The organism is Mycoplasmopsis iners ATCC 19705, from assembly GCF_000701805.1.
Taxonomy (GTDB): domain Bacteria; phylum Bacillota_I; class Bacilli_A; order Mycoplasmatales; family Metamycoplasmataceae; genus Mycoplasmopsis; species Mycoplasmopsis iners.
Map to the genome: position 1 here is coordinate 1 of NZ_JNJW01000029.1, position 1,155 is coordinate 1,155.

General features: G+C 27.1%; 1 protein-coding gene. It reads right to left on the reverse strand.

Features of this window, described 5'->3' with window-relative positions; genetic code table 4:
• Positions 1–21: 21 nt before the first annotated feature.
• On the reverse strand, positions 22–1,155 hold a 1,134-nt coding region (locus T395_RS03710), incomplete at its 5' end, for a hypothetical protein (RefSeq protein WP_029513018.1).

Consider the following 1,155-nt stretch of genomic DNA (forward strand, 5'->3'; position numbering starts at 1 on the left):
GGTTGATCTTTTATGTTAAGTTTATTTTAATAATTTGTTTTTAATCGCTGGAATAGCCAACAAGATTCCTAATGATAATGCGGTAGCAATTGAAGTTATAACAAATAAAATTCAATCTCATTTGCGATTATCTTCGAAATCTAATAATGATTTATTGATTGCTGTTTGATCAGCAATTTTTACTGAATCGTTTTTATCAAGATCTTTTAAGATTTCCTTTGAAACCTTAATTCCATGATCAATAGCACTTTTTCTATCATCGTCTAATTTGTTTCATTGACTAGCATTGTTGGTCAATTCATCCAAATCATTCATTGATTTAATTAATTCTTTAACATCAACATATTTTTGAGCAACTTTTTGTAAATCTTTTGCAAATGTATCAGTTTTTTCATCAATGTTAATAATTGAATTAATTAATTTTTCTTTAACTTCTGAAGTTAAGTCGTCATCCTGTTTAATTTTTCTAATTAATGTCAATTCTTGTTCAAGTTTATCAATTGTTTGAACTGTATTGTCATCATTGTTTATACTTAAAGCTTTTTCAATTAAAGCTTCTTGGTTTTCATCTAATAAAATGTCCCTTTTACGGTCTTCATGTATTTGATCAATTATTGCCAATTTGGCTTTTTCATTGGTTAATTGGTCAAAGAAGTTAGGAGAATTATTCTCAATGTTTTGAACTTCTTGAACTAATTGTGCTTTTTCATTTTCGCTTAGATTAGTATTAGCTTGAATTTGTGCGATTAAGTCAGCTTTAGCTAATTCTTTATCTAATTGGCTAGCAAAATCATTGCTTGTTTCATCTAATTCTCTAATGTTTTGAGAAATTGAATCTTTTTGTTCTGGAGTTAAGTTTTGATTTTGTCTAATTTGATCAATTGCATTTTGTTTTTTATCGATGTTTTTAGCTTTTTCATAGTATTTTTCGTCTTTTGGATCATTAGCTAAAACATCTTCAATTAATTTAGCTTTGTCTTCAGGACTTAAGATTGGATCTGTTTGCATTTCTTTTAATTTATCAAATTGATCACGAATTTTGTCAAGAATTACAGGTGCTTTGTCATCTTTTCCCTTGAATGAATTTATTTCATTAATTAAAGCTTCTTTTTGTTCGTTAGGTAAGTCTGAAGCTTGAATTTCATCGATTAATTT